Below are 16,801 nucleotides of genomic sequence, written 5' to 3'. Positions count from 1 at the left end.
GCCGCACTGGGATATTAGGGACTGGGGTTTTAAGTGACAGGGGTTTTAGGGGAATGCAATCATGCTAGAGCTTAACTTGCCGTCGAGCACAGCCATCCTGGCCAGGCCGACGATCGGCCTGCAGTTCGGGGTCTTGCCGCACGAGTCGATGATTCTGCCGCTGCCGAAGAGCGTGAACCCCGGCCAGGTGGCACACGTGTTCGCCCTGGCCCGCGGGGGAATCGGCTTCGACGAGCTGCACCAGAAGCTGGGCTACTGCGGGCTGGAATCTGAGGATGCGCGGCTGATGCTCTCTGAGATGATGCAGGCGAAGATCCTTCGCCCCTCCCAGGGGAACGTGAGCTTCCACGTGCTGGCCTCCGGCGTGGCTAGCGAGCGGCTGGAACCCGTTCTGGAGGCGCTGGGCTTAAGCTACTGCGTCACGTCCACGCCCAGCGAGGCCCGGCGTTCGCTAATCGCTTTGCCCGGCGCGGTGTTCCCCACCCCGGACGTGCAGCATGCGCTGATGGTCAACCGCGTGGCCCACTACCCCGCCGGCATCGTGGACGGCAAAACCGTGCTGGGGCCGTTGGTCGTTCCGGGCGTTACACCCTGCTTGGCCTGCGCGGATAGCTACTACGGCAGGATCGACGACGGCTGGCGCGGCGTTCGCCTGCAGGCCACCGGCAGGCCCGGCAGCACGGAGAGGCACCTCATTCAGGCTGCCTCCACGCAGCTGGCGATGATGCTAAATGAGCACGTCCTGCCTTGGTGGCAGGCGCACAAGGACTTCATCCGCACACGCCGGGCGGCGCGGCTCCAGCAGGAACCCCCACCGGAGGAGCCGGAGATACCGGAGGTTCTGAGGCAACGGCGGCTGGTGGACTTCGCCACCGGAGCCGTGCAGACCTATCAGGTGCCCTTCAACGACAGCTGCCTTTCCTGCCGGGCGGTGCGGGTCTAGTTGGCCACGGTTAGGCACAGTTAGGCATAGTTGCTGACGATCGCCAGCACGTCCTCACCGAACTCCTGGACCTTCACCGGGCCTATGCCCGGCACAGCCAGCAACTGGTCAGACGTGGTGGGCAGCTTTTCGGCGATGGCGCGCAACGTGGCGTCCGTAAAAATGACATACGCCGGCACCGCCTTGTCTTTCGCCTGGGTGGTGCGCCAATCGCGCAGTTCAGTGAGCAAAAGGTGGTCGGTTTCGGGGGCGTGCTGGCCGCAGCGGCCGAGGATCTTCAGTTCGGGGCTGCCCAGGCGGGCGCCGCAGACGACGCAGGCGTTCTTCGGCGCGCCGAGCCTCTCGCGGGAACCTCCGCTGCCGGAGCGACGCTGGGCGGCGGCTACTTCCTCCTGCGGGACCAGCCCGTCGAGGAAGCGGGTGCGGTGACGGTTCGCCTTCGACCCCTCCTGGCGTGCGAGCGACCAGCTGAGGTGCAGGTACTCGCGGGCGCGGGTGATGCCGACGTAGAACAGGCGGCGCTCCTCCTCGATGGCCTCCTCCGAGCCTGCGCCCTTGAGCGCATGGCGAATCGGCAGGGTGCCTTCGTTCAGGCCGACGAGGAAGACCGCATCCCACTCCAGGCCCTTGGCGGCGTGGATGCTGGCGAGGGTAACCCCCTGGAACTTCGGCGGGTTCTTCGCACTCATGCGCTCCTTCAGTAGCGCCACCACGCCCGGCATGCTTAAAGGCTCGGCCGCGCTGGCTGTGATCTCCTTCACCAGGTCGAACAGAGCCTGCAGGGACTGCCAGCGCGCGCGTTCCTGCGAGCCGGAGGGTTCGGTGGTGGTCAGGCCGACGGGAACGAGGGCGGCGCGGACAGCATCGGGCACGTCCTCCGGGGCTGGGTCGTATTTCTTCGCCGCGGCGATGATGGCATTCATGCCCTCGCGGATCTCGGTGCGCTTGAAGAAGCCCTCGCCACCCTTGACCTGGTAGCCGATTCCGGCCTGCTCCAGTTCGTATTCGTAGTTCGCCGACTGTGAGTTGATGCGGTACAGGATCGCAATGTTCGCAGGCTCCACGCCCTTGCTGATGAGCGCCTGGATTTCCTTGACCACCGCTACGGCCTCAGCGGGTTCGTCTGGGTATTCGTGGAACTGCGGGAGCGGGCCTGCGGGGCGTTGGCCCTCCAACTTCAGGCGAGTGCCCGCCACGCGCCCTTTCGCCTTGCCGATGACGTTGTTGGCCAGGTCCACGACCTGCGGGGTGGAGCGATAGTCGCGGTACAGGCGCACCGTGGTGGATTCCGGGTACTTGGTGGTGAAGTCCAGCAGGTATTCCGGGGTGGCTCCGTTGAAGCTGTAGATCGTCTGGTTAGCGTCGCCCACCACGGTCAGGTCGTCGCGGTCGCCCACCCAGGCGTCCAGCACGCGCTGCTGCAGGGGCGTGACGTCCTGGTACTCGTCGACGACGAAGGTGCGGTAGCGGGAGCGGAACTCGTCGGCGATGCCCGTGTTGGATTCGATGGCCGCCGCCATGTGCAACAGCAGGTCGTCGAAGTCCAGCAGCATGCCCTCGGGCGTGGTCTTCATGCTCTCGTACCCCTGAAAGACCTTGACGAATGTCTTGGGGTCTACTGGGCAATCGCGGCGCCGGGGCTCGACGTAATCCGGGTAGTCTTCCGCGCTGATCAGAGAGGACTTTGCCCATTCGATCTCCCCGATCAGGTCGGCGAGCATCGCGGTGCTGGTTTCCACTCCCACGGCCCGGGCGGCGCGGGAGACAATGCGAAACTTGTTGTCCAGCAACGTCCATGGCAGGTCGCCTGCGTAGGCGGGCCAGAAGTACTTCAGTTGCCGCATCGCCGCGGCGTGGAACGTCTTGGCTTGCACCTTCGGGATGTTCATCAGAGCCAGGCGCTCGCGCAGTTCCGCGGCGGCGCGGGCGGTGAAGGTGACGGCAAGCACGTGGTCGGGGTTGACGAACCCGCCGTCCACTAGGTGGGCAATGCGGTGGGTAATGGTGCGGGTCTTACCGGTGCCGGCGCCGGCGATGATGCTGACCGGCCCGCGCGGGGCCGAGGCAGCTCTTGCCTGTTCCGGGTCCAGTCCGTCCAGCAGGGAGCTCACTTAAGGCACCCCTACTTCGCGCCGAGGATGTCGTCGGCTCCCGGATTAGAGCGCACATACAGCACGCGGTCGCCCGGTTCGATGGTCTCCGCCTCGGCGGAGTCGATGCGGTACAGCTCGCCGGAGCGCACCACGCCCAGTACCACGTCCTCCAGAACGCGCGGGTTGCCGCCCACTTCCTCTTCGCTGACCAGCCGCTCGGCAATGGAAAAACCTTCGTCCGGGGACAGCAGATCCTCCATCATTTCCGTCACCGACGGGGTGACGGTCGCCAGCCCCATAAGACGGCCCGCCGTTTCGGAGGAAATCACCACGGAGTCCGCGCCGGACTGGCGGAGCAGGTGCGAGTTATCGGATTCGCGCACGCTGGCGACGATGGTTGCGGCCGGGGCGATCTCACGCACCGACAGGGTGATCAGCACGGCGGTATCGTCCTGGTTCGGAGCCACAACGACGGCGCGGGCACGGTTAACACCGGCGAGTTTTAGCACGTCGGACCGGGTGGCGGAGCCCTGCACTGTCACCAGCCCCTGTGCGGAGGCCTGATCCAGCACCTCGCGGTCCGTATCCACGACCACGATCTGCGAGGGCGATACGCCGTCGGCCAAGAGCGCTGCGATGGCGGAGCGCCCCTTCGTGCCATAGCCGATGACGATGGTGTGGTTGCGCATTTTCTTCCTCCAGCGGCGGATGTTGAGGGTCTTGCGGGACTCTTCGGTAAGGACGGACAGCGTGGTACCGACCAGCAGGATCAGGAAGATCAGGCGGGCCGGGGTGATGATGAGGGTGTTTACGAGCCGCGCATTTTGCGTCTGCGGCGAGACATCACCATAGCCCGTGGTCGACAGGGATACCGACGAGTAGTACAGGGCGTCTACAAACGTTTCCATCCCCTCATACCCGTCCCGGTCGAAGTAGGCCAGGCAGGCGACGAACAGCACCAGCAGGAAAGCGTAGAACATTCGTCGGACGATGAGCCACCAGGGGCTTTGCACCACTGAGGTTGGGATCTGGACGATGTTAAGCAGCGCGTGCGGCGGTAGCTCATCGACTTCATCGTCGGCGCGGAAGCGTTCGCGCAGCCGGTACTTCATCTACGTCCTCTCGTCACTGCTCGATGTTGTCTTGGTTGGTCTTTGTAGTGACGCCCCCAAGCATCCCTTCGAGCTCGTCTGCAGACAGTAGTGTACGCGGTTCATAGGTTTCATTTGCCGCGACATAGTGGAAGGCAGCCCGGACGTTCTCGGCGGGCACATCCACCCCCAGTTTCGCGCTGAGCAATTTCGCCCAGGCGAGCCTGTACACGGCCAGCTGCATGGCGGCTGCATCCATATCCGCGCCGGTAGGTTTGCGTCCGGTCTTCCAGTCCACAACGATCCATCCGTCGGTGGGATCGGTTCCGTCGTGGAAGACCGCGTCGATTCGGCCTTCGAACACGTGGCCGCCGATAGTGACGGAGTACGCACCCTCCACGCTCTCGGGTTGGCGGTCGGCCCACTCGGAGCGCAGGAAGGCATCCTTGAGCGTTTCGAGATACGGGTCTTCCAGGGTTGCGTCGGAGGCGCCGGGGAGCTGATCTTCGTCCAGCAGGCTGACCTGCTTGTAGCGTTCCTCCACCCAGTTGTGGAAGGCGGTGCCGCGCTTGGCATAGGGCTTCGGTTCCAACGGGATGGGACGGCGGGCACGCAGGGCGAACTCCTGGTCGTCCTTGCGCAAGCTCACGGCTTCGGTGGCGGTCATGCGAACGTTCAGCGGAACCACCAGCTCGGCATTATCCATTGCCGAGAACTCCTCGAGTAGCAGGTTCGTCTCGAGGTCCCAGGCCTCGGCAAGGGTGGTCGGCGCTTCGCCCGCGCCGGCGCTTGGCTCGGGCCGGTGCTGTGCGTGTTGGGCGTGTTCTGCACGATGTGCGGGCATGGCCGCGATTTCCTTGCGCACCTGTTCGGCGGCTTCGGCCACACCGGGGCTCGCCATTGCGGGCGCGGGGCTGGGCCAGCTAGCGCCGGTGGATACGACGGCATCTCGTTCCTTGCGATCCTCTTGAAAGTCCAGGCGCTCACCATTGAGCTGCGGGGTGGGCAGCATGAGCTTGTCCTCAAGGGGCAAGTCTGGGTTCTGCAACAGCTTATCCAACTCCGAGTAGTACTTGCCCATGTCGGACCAGTGCTCCACGCTATCTGCAGCGCCGCTTTTCTCGAGGTACTCGCGCAGCAGGGTTAGGCATATGGATGGGTCGTTACCTTTGTCCGTGGACGCCTTAAAGGCCGATCCGCTGACGTACAACACCCGCTCGGAACGGGTGATAGCCACGTAAAACAGTCGGTCGTTTTCCTTGGCGCGGAAGCGGTTCACCTGCCTATTGAACTCTTCGTACGCTTTGGTGTGGTCCCCTCGATCCTTCACGTTGGCCATCGAGAGCACCGGGTACGCCCCCGGTTTGTCGTCGGAATCACCGCGCAGGCTGCTCGGCATAACCCTTGCGTTGGTGGTCCACGCGGATTCGCTTCGTGCCTGGGAGTAGTCTCCATAACGTTCGCGTGAGGCGTGCGGCACGGCGACGATGTCCCATTCCAGCCCCTTGGCCTTGTGAACAGTGAGGATCTGCACAGTGTTGTCCTTTTTCTGCACCTCGCCCGGGTCCAGCCCGCCTTCTTCCGATTGAGCCGCCAGTAGGTACTCCACCAATGCCTTTGGGGTGGCGGTACCGGCGCGGGAAACGTCTCGCACAATCTGCGCGAACTTATCCAAGTGGCTGGTGCCGATCGCCTGCTCGGGGCGGCGGTGCCAGCGGGTGAGGACTTCCGTGCGGACTCCCAGCATCTTCTCGATGTCCGCCACCAAGTCCGGCAGGTTCTTGCCCAGGCTGTGGCGGCGCAGGTATCCAAGCTCTCGGCCTAGCAGTGCAAGTCGCTTCGCACCTTCGGCCGACATGCCCATCTCCTCGGCATCGGTCAGGTCGGCGAGCGCATCGATCAGTCCAACGGAGAACTCCGTGGCATTCGGAATGGCCTCCAGCACTGCCTCGATCAGCTCGTCGCGCACTCCAGGAGTTCGAAGCAGCTCGATGTTTTCCTGGCGCTGCCGTTCCATTGCAGCGTCGTCGACGGCCCCCTCTTCCCCGGCTCCGCGTTGAGCGATCTGCTCTGCCCGGCGCGTAAGAATGGCAAGGTCGGCTGCACCGATGTTCCACCGCGGTCCGGTCAAGAGGCGCAGCAGAGCCACGTCATCCGTCGGATCCACCAGCACGCGCAGGGTTGCGAACACGTCCGCGACCTCGGGAATGTCCAGCAGTCCCGGCCCCGCGGTCATGTCCGCGGGCACCCCGCGCTCTACTAGTTTTTCGTAAATCGGCACTGCGTCCTTGTTCACCGTCACCAGCACAGCGGCGGAAAAGGGCTTGACCTTCGTCGGGTCGTCGGCCATCTCCAGTTTCCGTTGGTAGTCCTCCCACTGCGACTGCAACTTGTCAGCGAGCCAGTCGAGTTCCTGCTCCCGCTCGTCGAAGAAAGCCACCGCCGTCTCGCCTTCCGCAGCACCGGGGCGCGGGCGTAGTTCGGAGACCAGGCGCCCGGTGCTTTCGGTGCTGCGCTCCATGGACCATGTAGAGATCTTGTTGGCCATGTCCAGCACCGTGGTGGGGTTGCGCCAGGAGGTCAGCAGCTGCAGCTTTTCGGCGGGCTTGCCGTTCGCATCGGGGAAATCGGTGCGGAATTTCTCCAGGTTGGAGGCCGTTGCCCCGCGGAATAGGTAGATCGACTGCATGGGGTCGCCCACCGCCATCGCGGAAAACTCGCCATCGCTTTCTTTCTTGCCGCCGAACAACGATTTCAGCATGATGCGCTGGGCGTGGCCGGTGTCCTGGTACTCATCCAGCATCACCACGCGGAAGCGGCGCCGCTGGTCCTGCCCCACTATCTTGTGGGTTTCCACTAGCTGCGCGGCCTTGCTCATCTGCTGGCCGAAGGTCAGTAGATCGCGCTCCTGCAAGGTTTCGCGGAACTGTTTCACCAGCGTCAACAGTTCGGTGCGATATTGCTGTGCTTTAAGGAAGTCGGTGTTAGCGCCGGTGAATTCATTCTTGCTTCTCTTACCCTTGGGCAGGTCCTCCAACAGCTTCTTCGCCGCCGCCGTGCTTTCCTTCTCGACCTCTTCGATGCTGGCCAGGTGGTTATCCATCTCATCCGACAGAGCACACACGTCCGCGATCACGCTGGGAACGGCCTTTTGCGCGCTTAATGGACTGTTGGAGTTGACCACCACATCGCGAGCCACCATCCACCGTTCGGCGTCCGTAATAAGCCGGGCGGCTGGCTCCGAGGGGATCAGCAGGCCGTACTCGCGGACGATGTCCCCCGCATAGGAGTCATAGGTAGCCACCGCCGGCGCAATGTTCTTTAGCACCTCCCGCCGCGGATCATCTGCCGACAGCTGGTCCATGAAGGCGCTTTCCGCCAGGGTTTGCAGGCGCTGGCGGATGCGCTCGCCCAGCTCGGCCGCGGCCTTGCGGGTGAAGGTCAGGCCCAGGATCTGCTCGGGCCGAGCATAGCCGTTGGCCACCATCCACACGGCACGCGCCGCCATGGTTTCAGTCTTGCCCGCGCCGGCTCCGGCGACGACCAGGAAGTTGCCGAACGGCCCGGCCTGGATAACATCCGCCTGCTCGTCGGTCGGGGCGAACTTCTGCCCCATCAGCTGGGATAGCTCCTGAGGGCTGAAGATGTGTCGGTTGCTATCCATTTAAATCACCTGGTTCCCTTCGTCCTGCGCGGGGCAGATCGCCTTGAAGTCGCAATACCTACAGCCGTCGTTCGGCGTGGCCAGATATGTCGGCCCCGCTGTTACCGGTGCGATCTCCAAAAGCTGGTCGTGTACTCCGCTCAGTTGTTCGTCCGTCAGCTGTACCTGGTCTCTTTTGGTAATCGACGTGGTCTGAGCCCCCGGGTACACCAGCCATGCACCGCCGGGGCGGTACTTTTGCCCGCCGCCTCCGGGGCACTCAGTCAGCGTCAGCAGGAACTGGTATGCACTCAGCTGCGGGCTTTCCGCCGCCGTTTTATACGAAACTGCGTTCTTGCCGGTCTTGAAGTCAATCACCTGCGTCAGTCCGTCCTCCGGGTTCGTCACCAGCAGGTCGGCGCGTCCGCTCAGCGTCACCTCAACCCCGTCGGGTGTCTGCCCGACGCTCGCCCGTAGCGTTCGCTCGGTCTCGAGCTCTTGGCCCCTGTAGCTGGCAATGAAGTCGTATAGTTTTTTGACGCCCTCTTCCCAGCGCGCCACCGTGTGCTTATCCTTCCACGCTGGTCCGTCGAGCACGTGCGGCAGGATTTCGCGAACGGCCAGCTGCGCCTCGTCGAGTTCCATCCCCTGCACAATCTGCTCGGCGACGGCGTGAATGAATATGCCCACGCGCATCGGCTCGGTGGATTCGCTCACCCCTCCGTTGCTGTCCAGGAAGGTGCGCAGCGCGCAGGTGCTCCAGCTCTCCAGCTTGGAGGGGCTCAATCGGATCTTGTCGCCGGCCAGCACGCGCGCGTCCGTGGAGGGTTCCGCCATGCCCCACCAGTCTTCGGGGGCTGCACCGTGCACTCCGGCCTGCGCCATCTTGGCCAGGTTACGTGCTGCCGCACGCCGCTCGTGGCCGGGGCGGTTGGGGTCGGTGACGGCATCGCGCAGCTCCGCCAGCAGCGATTCGATGGCCAGCACGCGCGGCAGCGCGCCCGCCCCGGACCCGGAGACCTTGCTCCCCGCGGCAGCTTCTGCCTCGTCGGTTGTAGCCAATTCCGTGGGCTCCACGCCCATCTCGGCAATGAACCTTGAGGGCACCAGCGCCTCATCGCCGGAGTTCCGCACGCAGGTCACGTGCACACTATCGGTTGCGCGGCTGAGTGCCAGCAGGAAGAGCCTGCGCTCCTCCTCGATGGCATCGTTGATGCGCGCCACCGGCACGCTCGGGTCGATCCCCCGGTCCAGTAGGTCCACAAGCTCCAGCTGGCCGAAAAGCCCGCCGACAGTCGGGCCGGTCGGCCACTCGCCTTCTTGCACTCCGGCGATGGCCACCACCCTCCACTGGCGCCCTGCAGCCGCGTGGGCGGGCAGGATTTCCACGGCCCCGGCGCGAACGCCGCGCTGGTCGCGCCCGCCGGTGGGCACCTTCTGGGCGCGGAGGTTCTCCACGAAGCTCTCCACCTGCGCATGCGGGTTGCGCTCCGCGAAGTCTCCCAGAATATCGAACAGGCTCATCACCGCGTCCAGATCCGCGTCGGCCTGCGCGCCGAGCGATCCACCCTTCAGAGCTTGCGCACGCAAGTGCATGTCCAGCTTGGTGGCCTGCCAGATCTTCCACAGCACCATCTCCGTGCCCTGGCGGTTCTTCCAAGCCTGCCGCCCGGCCTCTAGAACGGCAGATACGCGCTGGATGACCTCCTGCTCGCGGGGTCCGCAGTGGCCAAGAATCCACTGATTGTCCGGATCGTCGGGGTGGTTCAGCAGCTCCGTAACGTAGTCCGCGGCCTGGAAGGGCCTGCCATCCTCGTGAGCTCGCAGCGGCTGCCCGGCCATCTGCGCGGAGCGGATGGCCAGCGCCACCGCGCGGTGTACGCGGCGCACCATCACCGGGTCCGCGCCGCCCACGCTGCCTTCCAGCACACTGTGCATCTCCGCGACAGTGAGGTCCCGGTAGCTCGCCTCTGCGGCCAGCAGCAACATCCGCACCAGGGGTTGTTCCGCTAGCACCACGGAAGTCGGATCCACCTTCACGGGCACGCCGTAGGCCATCAGTGTCCTGCGCACCCGCGCGATACTTCCGGTGCCGCGCACGATCACCGCGATGTCGTCCCACGCGACCTGCTGTTCGATGTGTGCACGCCGCACCACATCCACAATCTTCAGCCGCTCCGCAGTCTCGGTCGGCGTAATCGTCACCTGCACAGTCTCGGCGCCTGTGGAGCCTCCACCTGCCCCTTCCCCCGCACCGGCAGAGCGCAGCTCCACGCGGCTCGGCTGCGCACCCAAGTGCCTACGGAGGGCGTTCACGGACTGGGCCGCAGGTGGCGTCAAACGATAAGAAGCACTCAAAACCACCCGGTGGTCCGGGTCCTGCGAGTAGGAGTCCAGGAAAGCCTCGTCCGCACCGCGGAAGTGGAACACGCACTGGTCCGGATCACCTGCGATGAGGGTCCGGGTCCCCGGCACCATGAAGCTCTCGATCAGCCGGGCAGAGGCTGGGTCCAGATTGTGCGCGTCGTCGACCAGCAGCAGCTTCACCTTCTCCCGTTGCCGCTCGACCAGCTGCTCGTCTTCCGGCTTCTCAAAGGCCGCTAAGGTCGCGTGCAGCAGCTCGGAGGCATTCAGGCTCTCCGAACGGCTCAGACGCTGGACCTGCTGGTACTCCTCCTGGAAATGCCCCGCGGCCTCCCACATCGGCCGGTCGTGTTCGACCCCTAACTGCTGCAACTGCTTAGCCGACAGACCACGCTCGGTGGCACGCAGCAGCAGATCACGCAGCTGCTGGGCAAAGCCCGCGTAGCCCAGCGCGGGGACGACGTTGGCGGGCCAGTACCGGTTGCCGTCCTCCTCGGTGCCCCGCAGAATCTCCCGGATCTGCATGTCGTGTTCCGCACCCGTGATAAGCCGCGGCTGCTTCTGCCCGCGCAGAGTCTGCACGCTGCGGTAGAACGCGAAGGCCCACGAGTGCACCGAACGCACAAACGTGCCGGACGCAGCGTAGTCGCCCTCCCCCGCCATGCGCTGGTACAACGCCGCACGCACGGCCGTCGCCGCCTCCTTCGACGGTGCGAAGAACATTATTTCGGACGCCGATCCCCCCTGCAGCAGGAAGTCCCGCGCCGCAGAGATCAGCAGCGACGTCTTGCCCGTGCCCGGCCCGCCGAGGACCGCGTAGGGCCGGGCGTAATCCACCTGCGTCGACCCTTCGACCAAGGCTCCGGCCAGGCCGTCGAAAACCTCCGTTGGCTGAATCCCATCTGTGGGCTGGCCCAGCCGTACCTTCGGTTTACCGCTGGCTCCGAGGCGTTTTTCGAGATCGTGGTTGGGGTTTATCGGCGGGTTGTTGTGAGTGCTCTTTAGGCTGTCGTGGTCCATGGCTCTAAGTCTGTCATGCGCCTTGGACAACCTCCCGCCGAACACCTTTTTCGTGTTCGATTACGGGCGAGGGCCTCGATTATGGGGCGGCGACTAGTCTTCCCGCTTCGCTACCCAGGCCGCCACAACGTCGGCCACGCGCGCCAGCCCCTCCCACGATTCCGGCTGGGAGTTCGGCAGCATGGCGTGCAAGAACAGCCGGTACATCGCCGCCCGTAGCACCAGCTGCGTGAAGTCGGGCAGGTGCGCCCAGCGATCCAGCAGGGCATCCGGCGCGTTACCCCAGGCCATCGTGTCCACGATCAGCAGTGCGACGCTCCAGGCCGCCGGGTGCCACGCCGGGTAAAGATCCGTGACGATGGGGTCGGCGGTACCGTCGAAGATGGTGCAGCCGGCGATGTCCCCATGCACCAGCTGGTCGTCCTCCACGATCGGTTCGCGCAGCTCGGCCAGGTTTGCGGCCTTCACCAGGGCGGCGGCCGCGTCCTCCCGCGGCACACTCTCGGGCGCCAGCACCGGGGTGACCCATTCCGCCGGATCCTCGGCGAATGCGGCCTGGTCCGCCGCGGCAAACAGGTCGTGTTCGTTCCACTTCTCCCCTGCTACAGGCGGCGCCAGGAACGTCGGCTTCTTTTCGCCACGCAGTGCCTCGTTCAGGCGCAAGGCGGCCGCCACCATCTCGTCGAAGCGCGGCGACTGGTGGCCGGACATGAAAGTGCGCGCCCGCCAACCGGACACGCTAAAGCGCCCGTCGGAGGAAAAGATGGGTCGCGACATGGAGACCCCCGCCGGGCGCACCTTCGACATGATCTTGGCAATCCACGCCGCCCGCGCCGGCTCATCCGCCCGGGAGATCACCGCCCGGTCGCAGCGCCACCCCTGGCTCCACTCCTGTTCCAGCAGCACCGGGTGCGCCGAGGGCACCTGGAAGCTGGCCAGGATGTGCGCCGGTGGCGGGGAGTTGAAATCGCTGTGAGAATCTTCGTTGATCATGTGCTCGCTTATTTGCTGTTCTTGTACCCAAACGGGAACACCCACGGGTTTGCCTTGCAGGTGTTCGGGTTGTCCTTGAAGGCCTTGTCTGGGTTGATCTTATAGATCTCGGCGTTGTTCAGGCTGATGGTTTGTTGCATCATGATCGGCGCCAGTGCGCCATCCTTGGAACACGGCACGTGGGCTTTGTGCCCGATGCCGTGGCCGACCTCGTGGTTAATCATGTACTGCCGGTACGCGCCCAGATCGCCCTCGAACGGGATGGCGCCGCGCACCCAGCGCGCCTCGTTGAGCACCACCCGCCCCTCGCCCGGGAAGTTGCAACTGGTCTCAATGCCATAGCTATCGCCACAGGTCGCAGCGGTGGTCTCCGGCGAGGTCAGCTGAATCCGCATATCCGGCTTCTTCCCCTTCGGCAGCTTCTTTTCGTCCACGTGCTGGAAGGAATACTGCGGATCGCCCACCCACGACTTCGGGTTGGCCAGGGTGGCGTCCACCATCGCGGCAAAAGCGTCGTCACCACCGTAGGCCGAGGATTTCAGCGTCGTCTCGACCTCCACGACGTAGGTGAACTTCTTCTTCCCCTTGCCGAAGGTCTTGCCGGGCTCGCCGGCGGTGCGGAACTTCCCGCTGCCCTTCTTCGTGTACTTGCCGCCCGGGGGCAGGGAACCGAACTTCAGGTCCTCATAGTCGCCGATTTCGCTGCCGTTAGAAGAGCCACCGTCGTCGCTGCTGGTAACCGCGACCTCACCGGTGGCCTGCGTGTCCTCCTCGTCACCCAGACCATGCAGAATGCTGTACATGACCAGCAGGGTCACCAGCACAAATGCGACAGTAATCAGTATTACGCCACGGAAGCTAAACCGCCCGCGCTCGGGCTGCCTCATATCTGCGCCCGACGCTTCCGGCGCGGACTTCCGCGCCGGCGGGATGGGGTGGCGCTCCACGTTACTGCCGCTACTCATACAGCTAGTCGCTGCCTCCTTAGGCTTTGGCCAGGCTTGCCCCGGCCTGCTTAGCTTACGAAACCGACAGAGTTCTTAGCCTCTGCGCCGACCTCTACGTAAGCGATCTGTCCACGTACCAGCACGTAGCGCGCCCCCTTGGCGCCTTCAATGGTCAGCGTCTCATTCTCGCCGGAACGCAGGAAGTTCTCGATCTCTGCCACGTACTCGTCCTGGGACTTGGCTTGCTCGCTCTTCGTGTCGATGGCGATAGCCAGCTCGCGGGCGTTGTGTACGAATCCGACCTTGATCTGCATGGGAAACCCTTCCTTCATGTTCGTTCTATACTCACGTGCAGTATTGTGACCATCATAGCTATCAGGTCGAGCAAGGAAGGCAGGTGCTGCAGGTGCTGATGCCCTCTGCGTCTTCTGGATCCTCTGCCTCCCGCCCAACCTTCAGCTCGCTCGGCGTGGCCGCGGAAATCACGGAGGCTCTGGCCACGGCCAACATTACGCGCGCCTTCGCCATCCAGGAATACACCCTGCCCATCGCGCTGAAGGGCTCCGACGTTATCGGCCAGGCACGCACGGGTATGGGCAAGACTTTGGGTTTCGGCATTCCTGTTCTCGATCGGGTTTTTGATGACGCCACCGTCACCGCCCCGGACGGCACCCCGCGCGCCTTGATCGTAGTGCCTACCCGAGAGTTGTGCCTGCAAGTCACCGACGACCTGACCCTGGCCGCCCGCAACTTGCGTGTGCCGGTGGGGGCCGAGGGGGCGTCCCAAAGAAAGAAGAGCAAGACCCGTGCCCTGCAGGTACAGGCGGTGTACGGCGGCGTGGGCTTCGACGCACAGACGGCGGCCCTGGAGCGCGGCGTGGACGTGGTCGTCGGTACTCCAGGACGGCTGCTGGACCTGGCGAAACAGGGGTATTTGCAGCTGCAGACGGTCGAGATCGTCGTGCTGGACGAGGCGGATGAGATGCTGGATCAGGGATTCCTGGACGATGTGCGCGACATCATCACGCAAACCAGCCCGCAGCGACAGACGATGCTGTTCTCCGCCACCATGCCGGGGCCGATTGCGGCGCTGACTAGGACGTTTATGCGGCACCCGGTGCTAATCCAGGCGGATAGTGCGGCGACGGAGGCAACCCACGAGTCGACGAAACAGGTGGTGTTCCAGTCCCACAAACTCGATAGGCTCTCCGCACTCGCCCGTATTCTGCAATCCCCCGGGAGGGGCCGCAGCATCGTTTTTGCCCGTACGAAGCGGCAGGCAGCGGGCGTGGCCGAGGAGCTTGCCAAGCTGGGCTTCCGCGTGGGCGCAGTACACGGGGACATGCGGCAAAAAGACCGCGAAGAATCCCTGGACGAGTTCCGCCGCAACGAGGTGGACGTGATGGTGGCCACCGACGTGGCGGCGCGCGGTATCGACATCGAGGATGTCACGCACGTGATCAATTACCAGGTGCCGGACGACGAGCGGACCTATGTTCACCGCATCGGCCGTACGGGGCGCGCGGGCAACACGGGCACGGCGGTGAGCCTCATCGGCTGGGACGAGGTCGCGCGGTGGAACGCCATCAGCGACGCCCTGGGGCTGGACTTGCAGGACCCACCACAATGGTTCTCTTCCAGCGCGGAATTTCTGGCTGAGTTCAACCTTCCCGACGATGTTGGCGACCGGGTGGGGGCACCGCGCGGCGTGAAAGGTGCAGCTCTGAAGGTGAAGAAGTCCCGCAGGAGGCCGCGCCCATGAGCCGGCGCATCCCCTCCCCCGAGCGCGCCCGTCGCGGCGACCACATCGTCGCAGCCGCGTTGGCTTGCGGGCTGCTTGCCCTCGGCGGGATCACGTGGCTGGATTCCGACGCCCGCGAGGTGGACCACCGGGTCGCTGATCACCCGATCGAGGCCGAGGACAAGACCCTTGCATCCTCCGACTCCGCCAAGGGCGACCGGCAGATTCCAGAGCATCTGCGCGAGCTGTGGGAAGCGAGGACGGACTCCGCCGGCCTGGTGGTGGATCAGGGTGGGGTCGTTCTAACCTCCGGCAACAAGGCCACGATGGTGCGGGGCGACGACGGCACCGAGGTCTGGCACTATAAGGCACCCCACGACCTGTGCGCCGTGGCGGCGAACTGGGGCAAGGCGAATCTCTTCTTGCAGGGCCCCAAGGGATGCGGACAGGTAGTGGCGCTGGATAGCGGGACCGGCGAATACCGCCACACCCGCGACATGCTGGCCGCCGACCACGTGGAGTTGTTCCAGAGCCGGGACAACATCGGGATGCTCTCCCCCACGCGCACGGAACTGCTGCGCTCGGACGCAGTGCGGCGCGTGGAGGTCGGCGACAAGCTGACGGCAGTCAAGCCGAACAAGCAGGCATACACCGAGTGCACCTTTACCTCCGCACTGACGCGCAGGGATCTGCTAGTTACGGCGCAGACCTGCCCCAATAGCGAGAAGAAGCTGATCCGGCTGCTTAAGACGAACCCGGAAGACTCGGATGCCCCGGAGAAATACCACGAGTACGAGGTCCCAGCGGACAGCGAGCTGGTGGGCGTGGGGCTAGACCGGGCGGTGATCTACGCTCCCGGCAACGGCACCCGTGCGAAGGACGAGAACGATAACGAAGGGTCGCGCTTCCAGGTGCTGGATAAGGAAGGCGACTTCCAGCAGTTCCCCGCCGACCCCGCCCCGCTACTGGATCCGCAGCAGCGGGATGGCACGCTGTTCCGCGCCCAGACCGCGGATTCGGCGCACCTGATGAGCTGGTTTGATGGCACCCGAGTGGTTACCTTCACCCCGTCAACCATGGAGCCTGCGTTCCAAGTTAATGGCGCAATCGGCCCTGCCGCTCCTATGGGCGGGCGGCTGCTGGTTCCCACCGCTAAGGGGATTGCAGTGGTGGACTGGGATAACGGCAAAGTCCTGCGCACGATCCCAGTGGATCGCAAGGGCTACACCGGGCAGGTGACGCTCAAGCTGGCGGGTGAGGTGCTGGTGGAAAAGCGCGGTGAGTCCGTCGTGGCGCTGGGGGATGCTGACGCTGGGTAAAACTGCCCATTAACCGCTTTCCCCTGGCATACCAAATCATTTTCTTGTGATGTTCGTCACAATTTGAGAAAAAGCTCTAGCCAAACTGGCAATAACGTGCCAAAATCATCCAAGTAACCGATAAGAGACCAAAAGGTTAACAACAAACCAACAAGGTCTTAATCGCAAGGCGAGAAGCCGCCGCGACCCCCTCTACACACAGGTCTGCACGCCACTTCGCCACCACCACTTTTGCCTGAATTTACCTAGAGATTCTCTAGGTCAATTCGTCGAGCCCAACTTCGATCACCGGCCAAAGTGCCCACACCGACTGCAAAGAACCGAAACGACGCACCTTCGGACATCCTTTGTCTGAAAAAATAGAAGGGAAACACAATAATGGATTGGCGCCACAAAGCCGTTTGCCGTGAAGAAGACCCAGAGCTGTTCTTCCCCGTTGGAAACTCCGGCCCCGCCCTGGCTCAGATCGCCAAGGCCAAGCTGGTCTGCAACCGCTGCCCCGTCGCTTCCCAGTGCCTGAACTGGGCCATCGAGTCCGGTCAGGATGCCGGCGTGTGGGGTGGCATGGCCGAGGACGAGCGTCGCGCGCTGAAGCGTCGCACCAACCGCGGCCGCACTCGTACCCGCAAGCGCATCACCGTTTAAAC

The 16,801-nt window shown here is 64.2% G+C and carries 11 protein-coding genes; 4 read left to right on the top strand and 7 right to left on the bottom strand.

Annotated features, from left to right (window positions below; genetic code table 11):
* The first annotated feature begins 61 nt into the window (after positions 1-61).
* Complete coding sequence (locus tag MHX52_RS06165) at positions 62-943, top strand: hypothetical protein (protein ID WP_239317156.1); 882 nt, start codon at positions 62-64, stop codon at positions 941-943.
* Positions 944-963: 20 nt separating this feature from the next.
* Here MHX52_RS06165 and MHX52_RS06160 read toward each other — a convergent pair whose 3' ends face one another.
* From MHX52_RS06160 to MHX52_RS06130, 7 genes are all read right to left on the bottom strand, one after another.
* The gene (locus MHX52_RS06160) at positions 964-3,054 is read right to left on the bottom strand and encodes an ATP-dependent DNA helicase UvrD2 (RefSeq protein ID WP_239317154.1); all 2,091 of its coding nucleotides are present in this window, start codon (positions 3,052-3,054) and stop codon (positions 964-966) included.
* Between the two features lie 11 nt (positions 3,055-3,065).
* Complete coding sequence (locus MHX52_RS06155; RefSeq protein ID WP_035004280.1) at positions 3,066-4,148, bottom strand: TrkA family potassium uptake protein; 1,083 nt, start codon at positions 4,146-4,148, stop codon at positions 3,066-3,068.
* Positions 4,149-4,161: 13 nt separating this feature from the next.
* Positions 4,162-7,791 carry a UvrD-helicase domain-containing protein gene (locus MHX52_RS06150; protein WP_239317152.1) on the bottom strand — a complete coding sequence of 1,210 codons (3,630 nt, stop codon included), beginning with the start codon at positions 7,789-7,791 and terminating at the stop codon, positions 4,162-4,164.
* The gene (locus MHX52_RS06145) at positions 7,792-11,154 is read right to left on the bottom strand and encodes an ATP-dependent DNA helicase (protein ID WP_239317150.1); all 3,363 of its coding nucleotides are present in this window, start codon (positions 11,152-11,154) and stop codon (positions 7,792-7,794) included.
* A 93-nt stretch (positions 11,155-11,247) separates the two neighbouring features.
* Positions 11,248-12,147, bottom strand: a complete 900-nt coding sequence (locus MHX52_RS06140; RefSeq protein WP_051901653.1) for a TIGR02569 family protein — start codon at positions 12,145-12,147, stop codon at positions 11,248-11,250.
* A gap of 8 nt (positions 12,148-12,155) precedes the next feature.
* On the bottom strand, positions 12,156-13,112 hold the full coding sequence (locus MHX52_RS06135) for a DUF3152 domain-containing protein (RefSeq protein ID WP_239317148.1): 957 nt from the start codon (positions 13,110-13,112) through the stop codon (positions 12,156-12,158).
* A gap of 50 nt (positions 13,113-13,162) precedes the next feature.
* Positions 13,163-13,408, bottom strand: coding sequence for a DUF3107 domain-containing protein (locus MHX52_RS06130; RefSeq protein WP_035004288.1), 246 nt, complete (start codon positions 13,406-13,408; stop codon positions 13,163-13,165).
* 98 nt (positions 13,409-13,506) lie between these two features.
* Between MHX52_RS06130 and MHX52_RS06125 the strand changes: the two genes are divergently transcribed.
* The 3 genes from MHX52_RS06125 (at position 13,507) to MHX52_RS06115 (ending at position 16,799) form a co-directional block, all read left to right on the top strand.
* Positions 13,507-14,856 carry a DEAD/DEAH box helicase gene (locus MHX52_RS06125; RefSeq protein WP_035004410.1) on the top strand — a complete coding sequence of 450 codons (1,350 nt, stop codon included), beginning with the start codon at positions 13,507-13,509 and terminating at the stop codon, positions 14,854-14,856.
* On the top strand, positions 14,853-16,154 hold the full coding sequence (locus MHX52_RS06120; protein WP_035004291.1) for a hypothetical protein: 1,302 nt from the start codon (positions 14,853-14,855) through the stop codon (positions 16,152-16,154). Before MHX52_RS06125 ends, MHX52_RS06120 begins: the two co-directional genes overlap by 4 nt.
* A 378-nt stretch (positions 16,155-16,532) precedes the next feature.
* On the top strand, positions 16,533-16,799 hold the full coding sequence (locus MHX52_RS06115; RefSeq protein WP_005293852.1) for a WhiB family transcriptional regulator: 267 nt from the start codon (positions 16,533-16,535) through the stop codon (positions 16,797-16,799).
* Positions 16,800-16,801 lie beyond the last annotated feature (2 nt).

The sequence above is a fragment of the Corynebacterium sp. ACRQJ genome (genome assembly GCF_022346045.1).
In the GTDB taxonomy this organism is placed as follows: domain Bacteria; phylum Actinomycetota; class Actinomycetes; order Mycobacteriales; family Mycobacteriaceae; genus Corynebacterium; species Corynebacterium evansiae.
Note: the sequence above shows the minus strand (reverse complement) of the source record. Positions and strands in the feature narration are given on the sequence as shown.

What these genes read in the sequence shown, in the direction of transcription:
- MHX52_RS06165 (WP_239317156.1), top strand. Translation starts at nt 62, where the DNA reads ATGCTAGAGCTTAACTTGCCGTCGAGCACAGCCATCCTGGCCAGGCCG.
- MHX52_RS06155 (WP_035004280.1), bottom strand. Translation starts at nt 4,148, where the DNA reads ATGAAGTACCGGCTGCGCGAACGCTTCCGCGCCGACGATGAAGTCGAT.
- MHX52_RS06150 (WP_239317152.1), bottom strand. Translation starts at nt 7,791, where the DNA reads ATGGATAGCAACCGACACATCTTCAGCCCTCAGGAGCTATCCCAGCTG.
- MHX52_RS06145 (WP_239317150.1), bottom strand. Translation starts at nt 11,154, where the DNA reads ATGGACCACGACAGCCTAAAGAGCACTCACAACAACCCGCCGATAAAC.
- MHX52_RS06140 (WP_051901653.1), bottom strand. Translation starts at nt 12,147, where the DNA reads ATGATCAACGAAGATTCTCACAGCGATTTCAACTCCCCGCCACCGGCG.
- MHX52_RS06135 (WP_239317148.1), bottom strand. Translation starts at nt 13,112, where the DNA reads ATGAGTAGCGGCAGTAACGTGGAGCGCCACCCCATCCCGCCGGCGCGG.
- MHX52_RS06130 (WP_035004288.1), bottom strand. Translation starts at nt 13,408, where the DNA reads ATGCAGATCAAGGTCGGATTCGTACACAACGCCCGCGAGCTGGCTATC.
- MHX52_RS06125 (WP_035004410.1), top strand. Translation starts at nt 13,507, where the DNA reads ATGCCCTCTGCGTCTTCTGGATCCTCTGCCTCCCGCCCAACCTTCAGC.
- MHX52_RS06120 (WP_035004291.1), top strand. Translation starts at nt 14,853, where the DNA reads ATGAGCCGGCGCATCCCCTCCCCCGAGCGCGCCCGTCGCGGCGACCAC.
- MHX52_RS06115 (WP_005293852.1), top strand. Translation starts at nt 16,533, where the DNA reads ATGGATTGGCGCCACAAAGCCGTTTGCCGTGAAGAAGACCCAGAGCTG.